Source organism: Enterococcus hulanensis, from assembly GCF_005405485.1.
Taxonomy (GTDB): domain Bacteria; phylum Bacillota; class Bacilli; order Lactobacillales; family Enterococcaceae; genus Enterococcus_A; species Enterococcus_A hulanensis.
The window spans coordinates 22839-38769 of record NZ_BJED01000030.1 but is presented as its reverse complement, the minus strand read 5'-3'; the positions used below and the strand labels follow the sequence as shown (position 1 = coordinate 38769).

Genomic DNA, 15931 nt, shown 5'->3' with positions numbered 1-15931 from the left:
TTCAAAACTATATTTAGCCATAAAAATACCGACCTCCAGAAGTTAGATTTTTGGTCTAACTTTTGGGGGTCGGTACAATTCCTTCAAGGGTATAGTATCTATTATTCTTTCGGTTTTTAACCAAGGTCATACAGCTCATGGTACTTCTGATAATTGACCATTCCCAATGTCGTGGTAAATAGTCGCGATTTCGCTTCTAACTCGATGCGTAATTTTTCAAATTCTTTGCCTGTATGCTTCTTTGGTTCATTCTCTTTTCTTCTTGGGTCAAATAACTCCTTCATGATAGATTCCTCCTTCATCATCTCTTGCGGGGGAGGCGGACAAATACTGCGTTAGTTCTCTGAAAAAACGGGCGCTTCCACTGCTGGCAACACTTTCGTCATCCATAAAAATTCAATCTCATGCTTGGTAAAGGGAAACAGCACCCGATGATAATCACGTTTCAGATAAAAGATTTGAGCCGTTTTTCGTCCTGTTAAGATAATGCGAAAATGTCCTTGTTCTTGGGCAAATTCTTCCAAACGGCTCATTAATTGATCTCCGATATGCTGTCCTTGATGCTCAGGTGAAACTGCTACTTGGCGAACACGTGCGATACCAAAAGGATACAACTGAATCGCTGCGGTCCCTACAACTTCATCGTTTTCGACTGCTACAAAAACATGCAAGTTTTTTTCTTTCTCCCAATCAATTTTTCCACCTAATACCTGCTTGCGTAATTTTACTGCGCTGGTATGTTCTTTACTAAATAATTCAGCCATTTCAATTCTCATCGTTAACGACCTCCTTTTAACTTCTTACTTCTGACTTTTTACCAATTTTCCCAATCGCTACCGTTGGGGCGATCGTCTGGTGCTTTTTTTCGCGGGTCACCATTATGGTCATTCGGGCCGGGACCAAAAGGACCATGACCAAAGCCGCCTCTGCCGAATTGATTGCGCATCTGTTCTTTCCACGCCCGTTTCAGCTTGCGGCGATCTGCTGGCGACATCTGACTGAATTCTTTCATATGAGGATCAAACTGCATCTTCATCGCCTTTAAGGCCTCGATCGCTTCGAATGGATCATTAGGAAATTCAGGTCGACCGCCGAAATCTTCGTTCCAGCCATCGATCACCTTGTTCAATAATTGATCCAATGTTTGTAATTCTTCATCCGTCAGACCAGCGAAAAATTCTTCCGAACGTTCCTGCGGTTTGTTTAAATTCGCTTTTTCGCGACCGATTTCCGTGATATAGATTCGTTTGATTCGTTTGTCCTGTTCATCTTCACGGCGTTCGATCTCGCCGCGGCTTTCCAACTTGTTCAAAATCTCAGTGACCGAACTCGGACGCATATCCAAAATCTCAGCTAAAACTCCCGAGGTCACACCATCTTCTTCTGCTAAAATATCTAAAACCAACTGTTGAGTCGGTGCACTTTTCTGACAATTGCCTACATCCATCAAACGACGACTGGCACTACCCACGTAGGATAGGCGCTTCAGTAATTCTTTTGTATACTCGCTCATGGTTACTCGCTCCTTTTTTAAAAGGTTAAAAAGCTTTTGATTCGGTACCTATATTTTAGGTACCTAACCTTTATTTGAGATTAGTATACTTCGGTACCTAATCATTGTCAATGAATTAAATAAAAAAATTTTTATTTTTTTTGACGACTATTCTTTGAATACGAAAAAAAGCCTTCAACAATAAGCCAGCCGAAGTTTGTTTCAGTATTTAAAAATTTGCAACACCGAATCCCTCTCAAAGGAATCCTTAGGAATAAAATTAGCTGACCTAACATGTCTTTTCAGGGGAAATCCGACTAAATATTTTAGTCATCCCAAAATAATTACAGTTTCGAAAAACCCTTGTTTTAGCCGTCAAAGAAAGTGTATAGTGATAAAACATTTTATTTTTTGGGGTGTAAAACTATGGTAAACAACCGTTATGAACAATTAAAGAAAGCAGAACTAGGTGCGGTCATCAGCATCGCTGCCTATATCCTTGTCTCCGCGATGAAATTGGTGGTCGGCAATCTAGCGAACTCCGAAGCCTTACGAGCAGATGGTCTGAATAACTTCACAGACATTCTCGCCTCCATCGCGGTCCTGATCGGGCTGCGAATCTCACAAAAACCGGCTGATGCGGAACATCGTTATGGTCATTGGAAGGCTGAAAATGTCGCCAGCCTAGTGACCTCATTTATTATGCTGCTGGTGGGGATGCAAGTCTTATATAGTTCGATTCTTTCGGTGGTCCATAAGAAAACCGAAGCTCCTGACATGATTGCCGCTATCGTCGGAATCGTTTCTGCTGTCATTATGTATGGTGTCTACTTCTTTAATAAGCGACTATCCGAAGAGGTCAAAAGTCCGGGATTGCTGGCAGCCGCCAAAGACAACCGCAGTGATGCTTGGACTAGTATCGGTACAGCCATCGCTGTCTTCGCGGCTTCCTTTAATTTGGGCTGGCTCGATAGTACCGCCGCCATTGTCGTAGCCTTGCTGATCTTAAAAACGGCTGTCGATATATTTAAAGACAGCGTCTTTTCACTTTCCGATGGCTTTGATCAAAAACAATTGGATCAATACAATGAGGCCATCAATCACATTCAGCAAGTCCAATCAGTCAAAAGTATCAAGGGGCGCAGCTACGGCGCAAATATTTATCTCGATGTCACAGTAACCATGAAACCTGATTTGACTGTCAAGGAAAGCCACGACATCGCCGATCAGATCGAACAGCTGCTGCAAGAAGAATTCCAGATTTTTGAAACGGATGTCCACATAGAACCAAGTGAATAGAAAACGAACTATTGCCACAATCCGCAAAGAACCCTCTGAGCCGTTTACTCAGAGGGTTCCTTTGCGATGATTCTTTTATCACTAAGATTATGATTGAACTTATAAACTAAGAACAGCGAACGAAGATACAGATCGATCGCGATTGACAGCCAGATACCGGCGATCCCTAGTCCAAGGTATTTGGACAAAACAATCACGCCAACGACGCGAATCCCCCACATCCCAAAAGCCGTACTATATAATGGAGACTTGGTATCCCCCATTCCCTGCAACGCTCCGGTCGTTATCAAGCTTATCGCCAACCCCGGCTGGGCAAAAGCATCGATACGCAATGCAATCACGATTTGACGCAAGGCCTCTTGATCCGAGGTAAACAATGAAGCAAAAAACGGCGCGCCGAAAAACAATACCACTCCCAACAGCGACATAAAGATCACACCGTATTTAGCGGCCGAATAGCCGTATCTTTTCGCCTGCTGACTCTCTCCGGCACCGACTGCATTTCCTACTAAGGTTGTCGCCGCAGTTGCTAGTCCATACGCCGGCATGTAGGTAAAACTTTCGATATTCCCCGCGATCGAATGAGCAGCAAACGTCTTAGCACTGATACTGACGATCAATCCAAAATATAGTACCTGACCCAAACGCATCACTAACCGTTCCAAAGTCGCCGGTATCGACAAATTGACCAAAGGACGATAGTTCCCCGAGTTAAATAAGGACGCGTGATCCACAGGGCTTTCCGATTGCTGTACTTTTCGATAAAGCAGCCAGCACCCCAGTCCCCGTGACAAAACCGTCCCGATCGCCGTTCCTAGAACTCCCAAAGCTGGAATCGGACCTAAACCGAAAATCAAAATATAGTCGATCACGACATTGCCGATATTCACTACTACACTGATTTTCATCGGTGATTTAGTATCGCCAGTTGCCCGCAAAATACTGCCAAAGATTGTCATCAATCCCATAAACAGTGCGCCGCCGCCAACAACCATAAAGAACTGCAGCGCTTCCTGCAAGACAGCTTCTGAAGCGCCCATTACCCGAAAAAGCGATTCACCAAAAACAATCGAAATAATCCCCAGCAGCAAACTAACTGCAAGCGTCAGCATGACCGCTTGATTCGTCACTTTTTGCGCCTCATCGGGGTGTTTCGCACCGATTTTTTGCGCGATCAAGGCCGATGCCCCCACGCCTAAAGCGATAAACAATGCTAAATAAACATTCAGAATCGTATTCGCAATCCCGACCGCCGTTACGGCTACTAGTCCGATTTTTGAAATCATCAGCGCATCGATGAAGCCCACCGCCGTCTGCAAAACATTTTCGATCGTCGCCGGAATAGCTAAAGCGAGGATTTTATTTTCCTTCATTGAGGTCATCGTTTCACCCCGCTTACAGCATCTTGCTGTACTGATGGATCGCCCGCCGCAAACTTTCTAATTCTTTTTCCGTCTGACCGCTTTCCACTGCATCCATAAACATGTGGTCTGCATGTGCTTCTAATAATATCTGAGAAATTTTTTGAATGGCCGACTTGGCCGAGTTTAATTGAATGATCACTTCATCAAAAGGCTTTTCATCAACGATCATTTTCTTGATCCCGCCGATCTGACCCTCGATTCGATTGATTCGCTTTACAAGATTATCGACTTGATGATCTGGTCTGTGTGACATGTTTTTTCCTCCTTTTCCAATATGGTATATACCCCCATACCCCATATAAAAATCCTACTCCCTCTCAGAAAATAAGTCAAGACGCAAAAAAAGTCCGCAACACTCAGCTGCGAGCTTTCCCCTTATTCAATTAATCTCCCGTTCCCTCATCCGACCAAGGCAAGTCTGTCGATAAAAGCGCCGCGAAATTTTTATAGTCATCGCGTTCCTTCAAGCGATGATTTCGCCGTTTTTCATAGCCATCGCAAACCATTTTTTCCTCTGCAGTTTCTGGCACGACCTTAGGTACTGTAAAATCCGTTTCTTCATTCATATGGGAGGGCACAGCTACAAAGGTCGTAAAGCAGGTCGCCGCCAAATAGCGATCCCCGGTTGAAAGATCTTCTCCAATCACCTTTACAAAGACCTCCATCGACTTATTATGCGTGCCAGATACGTAACATTTCACACAAACAGAATGATTCGCATGCAGCGGTTTTAGAAAATTCAAATTGTCCAATGAAGCGGTAACCGCTCCTCTGCGGCAGTGCCGTGAGATGGAGATAGATGCCGCATCATCGATCAAGGTCATCAGCTTTCCGCCAAATAAATAGCCAAAAGGATTTAAATCAAAAGGAAAAATGCGGTGCGTTTGAATCACGCGCGATTCACGGCAGGTTCTTGTTTCAGTCAAAAAATTCACTCTCTCTATGGTTCATTTTTTCTACATTTCCTATAGATTATCCCATCTTCTCATCTTTTTTTCAAAAATTCTGAAAAGTATACAGTTCTGCGGACATTCGGTATACTTGACTTATAAAGGAGGAGGTCCATTTTATGGAAAAAGAAAAACCCTCGAAAATTATCCAATTTTTTGGTGGTAAAACATCGTACTACATTATCGGGCTGATTATTTTAAGTTCCTTAGCCATTTATTTATTAAATACTGTTTCATTTATTTTCAGACCGCTAGTAGTCATTATCACTACGGTGCTGCCGCCAATGGTCTTTGCACTGTTGCTGTATTATTTATTAAATCCGGTGGTTAATTTCTTAAGTAAAAAAGGCGTCCCGCGGACCATCAGCATCGTACTTACCTATGTCGTGATTCTTGGCATCTTCTTCTTCGGTGGAGCCAGACTCATTCCGGTGATCCAAGATCAGGCGCAAGATTTGATCAAACAGTTTCCAAAATACATGGATGACTTTCAACGTTCGATCAAAAATATTCTAGAAGCCACGCCCTTTGCGGCTTCTTCTGATCAAGCACTGAATTCGTTAGACAAGTTAACCAAGGACGGACTGAACTACTTGGTAAATAATTGGCAAGACGGTGCCAAAGGTTTAGGAACGATCTTCTCTGCCGTTTCCAGCACCGCTATTACCTTATTTACCGGACCGATCATTGCTTTCTTTTTGATCCAAAGTCCCCACAAACTCTACAATGCGGTGATCGAAATGATTCCGCCGCGTTTCAGAAAAGATGCCAGCTCATTGATCAAGATTGCCAATCAGCAATTAGGTGCCTTTCTAAAGGGGCAAGTCATTGCTTCATTATTGTTAGGCTTAATCTACTGGGTCGTTTTCTTAGTGTTAGGCTTGCAATTTGCGACAGTGATCGCACTTGCCGCAGGGATTTTGAGTATTATTCCATATATCGGATCATTTTTGGCTTTCTTGCCGGGAGTGTTCATCGCCTTCCAAGATTCGACCTTTATGGTAGTCAAATTCGTGATTGCTTGGTTCGTTGTGCAGCTGCTTCACGGAGATCTTGTGGTTCCTCGTGTGATGGGAGACAAACTAAAGATCCACCCAATCACGATCTTAGTCGTTTTATTAGTCATGGGCGATCTATTGGGGCTCGTCGGGGTCATCTTCGGAATTCCGATCTATTCCATGATCAAATTATTGGTCGTCTTCACTTTCCGCAAGTTCAAGCAGCGTTATAACAAATACTTTGCTGACGAAGGCGCCTATCGCAATACCGGTTTTTCAGAAGACGATTATCTATAAAAAAAAGTAGCTGTGTCTGAGACACAGCTACTTTTTTCATTTTTATAAATAGATCGAAAAGAACATCAATATCGCACCCAGCATCACAAACAGATGCCAAACAACGTGCATGTATCGTCGATTTTTCATACTGTAAAAAACAGATCCTACAGTGTAGGCAACGCCACCGCCAACTAACAGCAGCAATCCCTTCAAGCCAACGCTTTGATACAGACTTGGCAGAGCGATTACAACCGCCCACCCCATCACATTATAGATGATCGTAGATAATTTTGAGACTGACTTCACCTTGCTTAACGTCAAACTTTTATAAACAATTCCAACGATTGCCGCCAGCCAAATAATACTCAGCAGCACGATCCCGATCGTTCCCTTGATATACAGTAAACAATACGGTGTATACGTTCCCGCGATCAACAAGTAGATCGAACAGTGGTCGAACACCTGAAAGACCTTTTTTGCCTTAGTAAAAATCAGGCTGTGATATAACGTCGATGCTAAAAACAGCAGTAATAGCGAGACGCCGTAAATAATAAATGATACATAATGCAGCCCGCTAGTAGCCTTCCTCAGCAAAAAGATAAACCCAACAATACTCAACACTACACCTATACCATGCGTTACCGCATTTAACACTTCATTTGTGATCAGATACTTCCGGCTAAATTGTGTATTCATTTATTTGTCACCTCAAATAATTTATTAAAGATACTATATCATGATTAACAAAATAATTCAATCTAGTTTTAAAAACTAGATAAAAAGATTATCCCAGAACAATCCCTTGTTTAACCAATTTATATCCAAAAACCAACTCATCTCCGATAAAAATATCTGCTTCTTTAGCTTCATTCAACACAATTATCAATTGATTTAGTGTCAACAAGTTGTCTGGTTGTTTGGTTAAAACAATTTTATTTTCTTCTACTTTAACGACTAAATGATTCGTCTGCTGCTCTCCATCTTTGACGAAAACATACGTATAAGAAGACAATTTTTTCATTTCTCCCGCCGCGTCCACTTGGATCGCGGTCAATAGATCCTTGGCCTTCAATAGTTCCACCTCATATCCTCTGATTCTTCCTGTCTTCATTATAGCAAAAAGAAAACGGTGAATCGGGCTATAAAGCTCCCAATTCACCGTTTAAAATTTAGCTTCGATCCAAACTCTTGGCGATCGTATTTCCTAGTGACTGAACAATTTGAACCAGCACGATCAATAAAATAATCGTCGTATACATCACTGCCGGCTCATTTCGTAAAAAACCATATTGGTAAGCGATGCTGCCCAGCCCTCCTGCTCCGACTAAGCCGGCCATCGCCGTTGCACCGATCAAACCGATCATCGCGATCGTTAATCCGCGGATGATCCCGCCCCGCGCTTCTCTTAACAGAACACTGCGGATAATGTGAAAATGACTGATTCCCATCGCTTGATATGCCTCGATTACTCCGCCATCGACTTCCAATAATGAGGTTTCAACTAATCGGGCTAAATACGGTGCCGTGTAAATAATCAACGGCAGCAGCACCCCCTGTACCCCGATAGTCGTTCCCATAATTAACTTGGTCAAAGGCAAAATCAAAAATAAAAGAATAATAAATGGCAATGATCGCAATACGTTGATGACACTATTCAAGATCGAATATAAAGGCAGATTACTATTCAGTCCGCCTGGACGAGCGATTACTAATAACACGCCTAATGGGATTCCGACAATAATCGAAAGAGCCAACGCCACGCAAACCATCACAAGTGTTTGCCCTAACCCTTCGATTACAACATTTCCCCATTGATTCCAAAATTCACTCATTAAACAACCTCCTCGATCAGAACACCTTGGCTTTTAATATATTCCTTTGCCAAATGAAAATCTGCTTCTGTTCCGCCGTCAAACTGAACCAAAAGCTGTCCGTGACGTTTTTCCTTCAAATAACCAATATTACCGCTAAGTATATTGGGACTTAGCTGAAAATCCTTCGCGACTCTCGCCAAAACCGGTTCCGTTGCTTCCTCTCCAATAAATTGCAGCTGGACTAATCGTCCGCTGCCTTTATAGGCCGCTAATACCTCTTCTGGGACGTTGTAACCATCATTCGCTCCAATGAATCGCTTCGTCGTTTCCTCTTTAGGTCGAGTAAACAGATCGATTACAGGACCTGCCTCAACGATTCTTCCATCCTCCATCACTGCGACACGATCACAGATCCGTTGAACCACATCAATTTCATGAGTAATCAGAAAAATCGTGATTCCCAGCTCTTGATTAATCTTAGTCAGTAAAGTCAAGATTGATTCCGTTGTCTCGGGGTCCAATGCACTGGTGGCTTCATCCGATAATAAAATTTCCGGTTCATGAGCTAATGCTCGAACGATCGCCACCCGTTGCCGCTGCCCACCAGATAATTGCGCCGGATAATTGTCCTTGCGATCCGTCAAACCAACTAAATCTAAATATCTGGCAGCCCGCTCAGCGATTACCTCTTTAGGCACCCCTTCCAGCTTCAAAGGTTTAGCGATATTTTCATAAACCGTCGCAGTCGACAGCAAATTATATCCTTGAAAAATCATGCCGACTTTTCGTCTAGTTAACAATAATTCTTTTTTGTTAAGTTCACGCAAATTCTGCCCGTTTATTAAAATATCTCCTGTTGTAGGCGGCTCTAAAAAATTGATCATACGTATTAAAGTAGATTTTCCCGCACCAGAATACCCCACAACACCAAAAATCTCACCCTTTTCAATGGTCAAATCAACCTCTTTTACTGCTTCAATCCGACGCTTCTTCTGCTGATAGACTTTTGAAACATTTTTAAGTTCAATCATATGAATCCTCCCTTAATCTAAAACGCTGGTACAACTGAACCCTTGAATTTTTCTTCAATGAACTTCTTAGTTTCGTCAGACTGATAATACTTTTTGATTTCTTTTACGATCTTATCGTCCTTATTCTCCGTCCGTACCACAAACACATTGTAATTAGGGTTATCCTTCAACGGTTCATGATAGATTGCGTCATCATTAATCGTTAGCCCCGCACCAAAAGCAAAGTTTGTATTGATTGCCGCTGCTGTTAACTCACCTAACTGTGAAGGAATTTGTGAGGCTTCTAACTCCACGATTTCAATATCCTTAGGGTTTTCTGCGATATCGTTCTTAGTAGCCTTGACCTCGACACCATCTTTTAGTTTCAAAACACCTGCTTCTTCTAGTAATTTCAACGCCCGATATTCATTTGTCGGATCATTTGGCACTCCAACTTTATCCCCTTTTTGAAGTTTACCTAAATTCGAAACTTTTTTAGAGTAAACCCCTAATGGAAATGCAACGGTTTTAAAAGCTGTCTCGATTTTATAATCCTTATCCTTCACTTGCTGTTCCAAAAACGAGAAAGTTTGATAGCTATTTCCATCTAAATCACCATCATTTAATGCCGTATTCGGCGTGTTGTAATCATCAAAGCTTTTAATTTTGATATCGATTCCGTCCTTTTTCGCCTGCTTGGCCACCTCTTCCAAAATTTCCTGATGAGGACCAGAGGTCACACCGATCGTGACTTTTTTCTCATCTAACGGTTTTGCCTCACTTTTGCTGCCGCATCCTGACAATATACCGCTGACGGCTAATGCCGCTACCCCTAATAAAATTCCTTTACCTAATTTTTTCATTATCGTTTCCTCCTAATTTGTTATGATTCTTTCTTTGCGCTCCCATGCGGTAGAAAAAAACATCAAAATACAATAAGCTATTTGCCAAAGAAAAAAAGCCCGCCCTCTTCCACACTTTATGTGTAAAAAAGGACGAGCTTACTCGCGATACCACCTTCATTTGCAATAATTTCACAACTATTGCCTCAACAAGTACAATCATACTTGAGCGTTAATAACGAGCGCTACCCCGTCACTGCCTACCTATCGGCAATGCCATTCAGAGACCATTTTCTAAATCCTTCCACATATCCGCTCTCACCTACTCGGACTCTCTTTGATGCTTCGCAATTTATACTTTTCTCTTCATCACGTTTCTTCGTTTAGCAAATTGATAAATCGTATGTTACACGTTCAAATAAAAGCTGTCAACACTTTTTATCACCAAAAACACATTTGACTTTAATTTACACAAGGAATAAACTAGTTGAAATCTCACTGAATGATCTATTCGTATGACAATCAGTAGACACTAAACAATTTGAGCTCGGATCATTTTTTTAGAAAAAAGTTGATTCTGAACATAAAATAAGGGAGTTGAATTCAATGGACATCACTACCGAAGTACGTCCAGGTGCCAATCGCTATGCATGTGGTGAGGGTATCCTGCAAGATTTACCCAGCTATTTAGTTGGCTTTAAGAAAATAGCTGTTATAACAGGTGAAAAATCCTCTGAAGCATTCAAAAAGTACTACCATAAAGAGCTCCATTACCCCACCTTTCGTTATGATGGCAGTTCAAGTCATGAAAATGCGGTAGAATTAGCTGATAAAATCGAAGAAGCTGAACTGATTCTGGCAATTGGCGGTGGTCGTGTCATCGATACTGCTAAGATGGTTGCTGAAGAACTGAACGCCGAATTGATGGTTATTCCAACATTAATCTCAAATTGTGCACCTTTTACGCCAATCGTTGCCGTTTATCACCCGAATCGCACTTTTAAAGCCATGGGATTTATGAAACGTGCACCATTCTTAACCTTAGTTGATTCAAAATTTTTACTCGCAACACCTAAGGACTATTTTGTTGCTGGCATTGGCGATACTTTAGCAAAATGGTATGAAATTGAAGGAATCACTAGAAAACTGCAAGAAGATGAAAAATCTGCTTACGTTCGACTTGGAATTGCCAGTGCAAAAGCTATCCAGGAGTTGCTGTTAAAAGATGCGATTCCAGCCATTGCAGATCTTGAAAATCACAAAGCAACCCCCGCATTTAGCCGTGTGACAGATACAATCATTGGTTTAGCCGGAGAAACAGGCGGATTTGCTGCTTCTTTTGGCCGATCAGCCGGAGCTCATGCCATCCATGATGGCCTTTCTTACCTTGAAAGCACTCACGAGCAACTTCATGGAATGAAAGTTGCATATGGTATCCTTGTTCAACTAGCCCATACAAAAAACTTAGAAGAAATACAAAACTTAAAAGCATTTTATCAAGCCACTGGCCTTCCTTTAAAATTGAAGGAGTTAAATGTACTTGATTCTTCTAAAGCGGCCTTAGAACCAGTGATTAACCATGCTGCTTCTTCTAACGAAACGTTTAATATGGTTGACTCCAATATCACGGCAGATCAAATCTACGAAGCCATCCAAGTTGTCGAAACTCTATAAAGTTTACTTTTAAGGCATTGAGGTATACCTCAATGCCTTTTTTTGTTTTACGGTAAACATTAAATACGCTTATTAATGTTTACCGTAAAAGGATACTAAAAAAAAATTATGTATAAAGTAAACTGTAAATAACATTGTTTTGACAGTATAAATTATGAAGTTTACCTTAATAAAAGACCTCAGTTAATCCAATATAAAGTATACTTCAATAGCACTTATATAAGGTTTACTCTTTTTATTTGAGGTTTACTTTTTACAATATAAGTTTACTTAAATATCTTGTTATATAAAGTTTACTTCAAAATAAATTGAAGAATAGCCTGTCTAGAGCTATTTCTAAGGATAAAGTTTACTTTAATTACATAGTGGTTTACCTTATTAAATTTTTATATAGTAAACCTTTGAACCAGTATTACAGTATACTTTAAAACAGAAGTTTACCTCAATAAAATATTTTAAGTAAACTTTTTTTATAGTGATAAAGTTTACCTGTTTTCACATACATAAAGGAGTTTACTTCAATTACCATTATCATTGTAGTAAACTTTAAATAAATAAAGTGTACTCCATTTTATCCAGTATAAGGTAAACTTTATTTAAAATAGTTTACCTTATATGTTAAATTCTATATTTAATGTTTACCATATAATACAATGAAGTAAACTTCAAATTTATAAAGGTTTACTTTTTTTGAGATTAATCATTGGTATATCAGTATATATCCCTAATTAAAGTTTACTTATAGAGTTTTCCAGTATACTTCAAATTAAATAGAGATTTACCACAATAAAAACTAAGGTTCACTTTATTATATTAGCGGTAAACTTTTTATATGATATTTAAGTTTACCGATTTATCTGATTTGAAGTATACCTTATTGTAAAATGTTTAAAGTATACTTCATTACTCATTTTTTGTAGTTTACCCTATTTATGATAATTATAGTAAACCTTATTGATAATTACAGCTCTTTATAGTAAACTTTAATTAAGAAATTATGATTGGAGACTTTTTATGCCAAACAAAGCTGAGACTTATGTAGTAGGAAATTTTAAAGGCGGCGTCGGTAAATCGACGACTGTTCAAATGCTCTCCTTCGAGAGTGCCTTTCGTAAAGATCGCAAAACCTTAGTAATCGATTTAGACCCTCAGGGAAATACAAGTGATGTTTTATCGTTGACTGCAGAAAATTTTGGAAATGATACTTTGCCAGATGAATTTGATGCAACAATTTGGGAAGCCGTTCGTTCAGGGGACATCCAATCCTCTATTTATCAAATTATGCCAAATTTGGATTTGATCCCAGCAAACATTTCTTTTTCGGATTTTCCTGATTACATGATAGAGAAATATCCTGGTGACAAATTATCTCAATTTGGATATATGGAAGAGTTGATTGAACCTCTGAAAAATATTTATGATGTCATCTATATCGATGTCCCACCTACAATCAGTACCTATTCAAACGCCGCCATGTACGTAGCAGAATATGTTATCGTCATTTTGCAAACGCAAGTGAAATCCTTGAAGGGGGCACAAAACTACATTGACTACATGAATTTTTTCATTGAACAATACGATACTGAACTAGAAGTTGTTGGAATTGTCCCTTTTATGATGCAAAAACGAGATTCTGTTGACCAAGAAATTTATACCGCAGCAAGAGAGATTTACGGTGCCCATCTTTTGGACACTGTCGTTTTAAATCAAAGCCGTTTAAAACGCTATGATGGGTCAGGAATTACCTATGAAATCAACAAAAATGGTAAAGTTGAGCAATGGGACAAGCGTGCACACGAGGTTTTCGTTAATATTTTGGACGAAATTGATGAACACCGCCTCATATTGAGCGGTGAAGAGTAGGGGAGACGTTAAATGGCGAAAAAAATGAAGCTAGATTCGCTTTTAACGGCGAATAAGAAGAATAAGGGCATTGAAAAAATGTCTGAATATTCCAATCAAGATAAAGAGGAGAAGAAGCCCAGCTCTCAAGACCTTTTGGCGAAAAGAACGTTAAGTCCTGAAACAGATTTTAGGCATTCTTCGCTCCGTGAAGAACGGAATCACTTAAATGAAAGGCCTATAACCCATGAACCTATTCCTCGATCACAAGAAAATGAGGTAGGGAAGAGGGGACGAAAACGTCAATACTACGATCCACGCTTGAAAGCTCTGGAGATGCAAAAAATTTCCGCGCGTACGAAGATTCGTATGCAAAATTTGATCAATGCAAAGTTTGATGGCTATACACCTGATAAAATGATCGACTTCTTATATGACTATTATATTGAAAAAGGCCTATCGAGAGATGACCGAAACTTCCTAAATCAGCTTGAAGAAGCCTCTATGGAAGAGTATAAGGGGAAACCAAAATATCAAAAATTATTCAAAGAATTAGAAAACGATGAGAATTAGCTCAAAAAAAAGTAAACCTCAATGTAGTTGATAGCCTACATTATGGTTTACTTTTTTTAAAGTTATCTGTTATTTAAGTTTACCTTTATGATTGTTAGTTCTTTTTAAAAGTTTACTTTTGAAAAATGGAAGACCTGTTTATACAGCTTGTGGAAAACTAAAGAAGCCCTTATCCACATTACTTTTTATCCACATTTTCAATTAGAAAGGGAAGTCGTATTACTTTAATTGGAGTTTACCAAAAATACTTTTACATCATTTAATAAAGTAAACCAAAATTGTTTTTGATTCAATAATATAGTAAACCTCAAATGCTTTTATAAACATAATAAAAGTTTACTCTAAAAAAAGATGGTCGGGAATCGCTTTACAATAGGCTTTCAATCAATTATTCTATACATGTAGAAAAAAAACGAAAAAAAGAGTTTAAAGATTTGGCGATCTTTAAACTCAAAGGTTTGAGCTAATTTTGGCGAATTAGCCTGTCACATTTAGATAAACTTATAAGGGTTAGAAAAATTGGTGTTTGCCTAACCTTTATTAAGTATACCATATTTTGGTTGCTTTCTCAATCAAATATCCTGTGACAGTAAGCATTCCTTTAAAACTTTCGTAATAACTTTGAAAGTAATCTAAGGAGGTTTTTTTGTCATGTCCATAAATTTAGATAATATCATGACCGCAACAAACTTACCAAATGGGAATTATATTCCAATCGATTTAAATCTGATCAATAATCCACAATACGAAAATCTTTCTATTGAAGCAATGATGCTCCATGCTCTATACACGATGCGTATGACTTGCAGCATTTACAATTCTCAAAAAGACGGAAGCTGGCTTGATGAAGCTGGGAAACCATACATTTACTTTTCCAATGAAGAGGCTGCCGCTTTGTTGCGCGTGTCAGAACGGAAAGTTACTAATTTGAAAAATACTTTAATTGCAGCTGGTTTAATCCAGATTCTTCGTCATGGACTTAAAAATTATCGTATTTATGTTGCAAATCCTAAAGCTCCTGAAAAAGATATCGTTGTGCAACTTTCTTTCAAAAATTATACTAGCACCAAATCAGTTAAAACTGTGGAAAACGACTTACCTAGAAAAGAAGAAGAGTTATCCACTGTGGACAGAGACGCAGAATCTGCAGCTGCGAACTCGCAAAATTTGCTTACAAGTACACAAAAACAATTAGCAAACCAAAACACAAGAGAAACAAAAGCAACAAACAACGCAGCTAAAATAGCTGAGATTTCTCAAGAAGAAAGTCTCATTGACGGGTTAAGTGTTCGCTATGCGCATTTATTGCCTCAACAAGCATTTAACCGATTCTTACCTTTTTGTGAAGGCAATTATCGCAAAGCACGTTGGTTTGTTGATACGATTTTTAAAGCTAAATATGCGAGTTCTCAACAATATATAAATGCTGGATTGCCAGCTGAAGCCGACGTATTGACCTTTGAGCACAATGATTATTTCAAAACAGGTATCAGCGATGCCATAGCTAAAGCAATTGAACAGATGTATCGCTACAAGACGGTCAAAAATCCTGAAGGTTTCTTCTTTGCATTCATGAAAGGTTTCTTTACCGAAAAAACGCGTCAATATTTAGTTGATCACTATCAGTTAACGCCAGAATTGCAACAAACGCTTTCATCTGTTCAATTGACTATTCAACAAAAAAACACACAACAAAAAACACGAAAAGTCGCCCAAAATCTCTCCTAAGACGGC

The 15931-nt window shown here is 39.5% G+C and carries 17 protein-coding genes and 1 other annotated feature; of the genes, 6 read left to right on the top strand and 11 right to left on the bottom strand.

All coding sequences use genetic code 11. The features are described 5' to 3' along the window. Positions 1-116 precede the first annotated feature (116 nt). The 3 genes from FFR60_RS21635 to FFR60_RS21625 are packed head-to-tail and all read right to left on the bottom strand — an operon-like array spanning position 117 to position 1513. Positions 117-284 carry a hypothetical protein gene (locus tag FFR60_RS21635; RefSeq protein WP_171005003.1) on the bottom strand — a complete coding sequence of 56 codons (168 nt, stop codon included), beginning with the start codon at positions 282-284 and terminating at the stop codon, positions 117-119. Between the two features lie 51 nt (positions 285-335). Then, on the bottom strand, positions 336-776 hold the full coding sequence (locus tag FFR60_RS21630; protein ID WP_088935619.1) for a GNAT family N-acetyltransferase: 441 nt from the start codon (positions 774-776) through the stop codon (positions 336-338). A 38-nt stretch (positions 777-814) separates the two neighbouring features. Further along, positions 815-1513: a MarR family winged helix-turn-helix transcriptional regulator gene (locus FFR60_RS21625; protein WP_137665772.1), complete on the bottom strand. Its 699-nt coding sequence runs from the start codon at positions 1511-1513 to the stop codon at positions 815-817. A 405-nt stretch (positions 1514-1918) separates the two neighbouring features. Between FFR60_RS21625 and FFR60_RS21620 the strand changes: the two genes are divergently transcribed. Then, the gene (locus FFR60_RS21620) at positions 1919-2791 is read left to right on the top strand and encodes a cation diffusion facilitator family transporter (RefSeq protein ID WP_137665771.1); all 873 of its coding nucleotides are present in this window, start codon (positions 1919-1921) and stop codon (positions 2789-2791) included. Between the two features lie 44 nt (positions 2792-2835). On the opposite strand, the gene FFR60_RS21615 is transcribed toward FFR60_RS21620, so the two are convergent. From FFR60_RS21615 to FFR60_RS21605, 3 genes are all read right to left on the bottom strand, one after another. Then, on the bottom strand, positions 2836-4173 hold the full coding sequence (locus tag FFR60_RS21615) for an MATE family efflux transporter (RefSeq protein ID WP_137665770.1): 1338 nt from the start codon (positions 4171-4173) through the stop codon (positions 2836-2838). Positions 4174-4186: 13 nt separating this feature from the next. Beyond that, complete coding sequence (locus tag FFR60_RS21610; RefSeq protein WP_088935615.1) at positions 4187-4468, bottom strand: metal-sensing transcriptional repressor; 282 nt, start codon at positions 4466-4468, stop codon at positions 4187-4189. A 130-nt stretch (positions 4469-4598) separates the two neighbouring features. Further along, positions 4599-5141 carry an acyl-CoA thioesterase gene (locus FFR60_RS21605; protein WP_137665769.1) on the bottom strand — a complete coding sequence of 181 codons (543 nt, stop codon included), beginning with the start codon at positions 5139-5141 and terminating at the stop codon, positions 4599-4601. A 143-nt stretch (positions 5142-5284) separates the two neighbouring features. Here FFR60_RS21605 and FFR60_RS21600 point away from each other — a divergent pair, with 143 nt between their 5' ends. Then, the gene (locus FFR60_RS21600) at positions 5285-6460 is read left to right on the top strand and encodes an AI-2E family transporter (protein WP_137665768.1); all 1176 of its coding nucleotides are present in this window, start codon (positions 5285-5287) and stop codon (positions 6458-6460) included. A 42-nt stretch (positions 6461-6502) separates the two neighbouring features. Here the strand turns inward: FFR60_RS21600 and trhA are convergent, their stop codons facing one another. The 5 genes from trhA to FFR60_RS21575 form a co-directional block, all read right to left on the bottom strand. Next, positions 6503-7138, bottom strand: a complete 636-nt coding sequence (trhA, locus tag FFR60_RS21595; RefSeq protein WP_137665767.1) for a PAQR family membrane homeostasis protein TrhA — start codon at positions 7136-7138, stop codon at positions 6503-6505. Positions 7139-7226: 88 nt separating this feature from the next. Beyond that, positions 7227-7523 carry a hypothetical protein gene (locus FFR60_RS21590; RefSeq protein WP_249355064.1) on the bottom strand — a complete coding sequence of 99 codons (297 nt, stop codon included), beginning with the start codon at positions 7521-7523 and terminating at the stop codon, positions 7227-7229. Between the two features lie 88 nt (positions 7524-7611). Next, on the bottom strand, positions 7612-8274 hold the full coding sequence (locus tag FFR60_RS21585) for a methionine ABC transporter permease (protein WP_137665766.1): 663 nt from the start codon (positions 8272-8274) through the stop codon (positions 7612-7614). Continuing rightward, a complete protein-coding gene (locus tag FFR60_RS21580; RefSeq protein ID WP_137665765.1) occupies positions 8274-9287 on the bottom strand; it encodes a methionine ABC transporter ATP-binding protein in 1014 nt (337 codons plus the stop codon). The genes FFR60_RS21585 and FFR60_RS21580 overlap by 1 nt, the downstream gene beginning before the upstream one ends. Before the next feature lie 17 nt (positions 9288-9304). Then, complete coding sequence (locus FFR60_RS21575; RefSeq protein ID WP_137665764.1) at positions 9305-10129, bottom strand: MetQ/NlpA family ABC transporter substrate-binding protein; 825 nt, start codon at positions 10127-10129, stop codon at positions 9305-9307. Between the two features lie 125 nt (positions 10130-10254). Next, positions 10255-10487: a binding site (T-box leader), on the bottom strand. Between the two features lie 227 nt (positions 10488-10714). On the opposite strand from FFR60_RS21575, the gene FFR60_RS21570 reads away from it, so the two are divergent. From FFR60_RS21570 to FFR60_RS21555, 4 genes are all read left to right on the top strand, one after another. Beyond that, positions 10715-11782, top strand: a complete 1068-nt coding sequence (locus FFR60_RS21570; protein ID WP_137665763.1) for an iron-containing alcohol dehydrogenase family protein — start codon at positions 10715-10717, stop codon at positions 11780-11782. A gap of 1014 nt (positions 11783-12796) precedes the next feature. Then, positions 12797-13645, top strand: a complete 849-nt coding sequence (locus tag FFR60_RS21565) for a ParA family protein (protein ID WP_137665762.1) — start codon at positions 12797-12799, stop codon at positions 13643-13645. Positions 13646-13657: 12 nt separating this feature from the next. Then, positions 13658-14197, top strand: a complete 540-nt coding sequence (locus tag FFR60_RS21560) for a hypothetical protein (RefSeq protein ID WP_137665761.1) — start codon at positions 13658-13660, stop codon at positions 14195-14197. Between the two features lie 651 nt (positions 14198-14848). After that, a complete protein-coding gene (locus tag FFR60_RS21555) occupies positions 14849-15925 on the top strand; it encodes a replication initiator protein A (protein WP_137665760.1) in 1077 nt (358 codons plus the stop codon). The last annotated feature ends 6 nt before the right edge of the window (positions 15926-15931 follow it).